The 1,091-nt window shown below is 41.4% G+C and carries 1 protein-coding gene; it reads left to right on the forward strand.

Annotated features, from left to right (window positions below; all coding sequences use genetic code 11):
• Positions 1-274 precede the first annotated feature (274 nt).
• On the forward strand, positions 275-475 hold the full coding sequence (locus tag HMPREF3096_RS05200) for a hypothetical protein (RefSeq protein ID WP_022631502.1): 201 nt from the start codon (positions 275-277) through the stop codon (positions 473-475).
• Positions 476-1,091: the final 616 nt, after the last annotated feature.

The raw sequence follows: 1,091 nt of genomic DNA on the forward strand, positions 1-1,091 counted from the left end.
TACCCGAAATCTGATTTATTCAACAAAGCCATAAAAAAATAAAACATACGCCTGATGACAGCTCAATCATTCTGGGTTGCAACTTCATGGCAGCATTTACCTCCACCAGACGGCCTGACAGGCGGATTGCGGCGGCAGGAAACGCCCTAAAGTACAAAATCTGCGGCTGGCCTCACAGTTTTCGCGACTCTGCAGGAGAATATCGAGAGGCTGGGCCATACTGAAAATAGCAGAGCATAAACCTTACTCTTCATGGCGATTAAAAGGGAGGAATATGCAGGCAATACACCACGTAGAAAAGTTTCATCCAAAAGATTTTGATTTTATTGCATTAAGTCTGGCCCAGATGAACTCACAAGGGCGGAAAGTGGACGTTGAACAGGTCACCGGCAGTATGAATGATGCATGTAAATCCCGGTTCCTCGACAGCTACCGCTACCATCTCAATCTATTTGTCGAAAAATCACCAAGTTGACACAACAGGCCGGATAGCATAATCCGGCCTGTTCATTATTGTGTTCCGGCAACATCTCTGTGAAGGCAGATAACACCCCCAGATGGGGTTCACGACTTTGCAGAAAAAGTATTTTTCCACCCTGCTCCTCATTACCAGTAAGAGACGTTGTCAGTCGCTGATGCACGTATCGGTGTATACCCCTGCAAATCACATATCTTTTTTCCGCATGCTGGTTCCCCGGTCAGCAGACTTATCTATGGTGATAAAAATTACTAATGAGACATGCGAAATAAAAAATTAATTTTATGACTTAAATTCGCTGTATTCGGGCATCACCTAAAACCCCTGAAATGTTATCAAATGGTTAAATAATATGATTTAAAACCACCATTAATTAACATTTTATTTTGTCTTCCCCCATCAATCCCTCATGATTTAACACAAAATCAACATAAAAAATCATGAATTTTAACATTAATGTGCATAACTCACAATTACGTAATCCTGACTTCCTGAGCTATTCCCTTTACCGGTAATCTTTCCATGACATCCACCCCCTACAGTTCAGAAAGGCAAAAATATGAAACTTAAAATTGCATTGCTTAGGGAAGGTGCGAACAAGTTCCTGATATGA

It is taken from the genome of Klebsiella sp. HMSC25G12 (assembly GCF_001807705.1).
Taxonomy (GTDB): domain Bacteria; phylum Pseudomonadota; class Gammaproteobacteria; order Enterobacterales; family Enterobacteriaceae; genus Klebsiella; species Klebsiella variicola.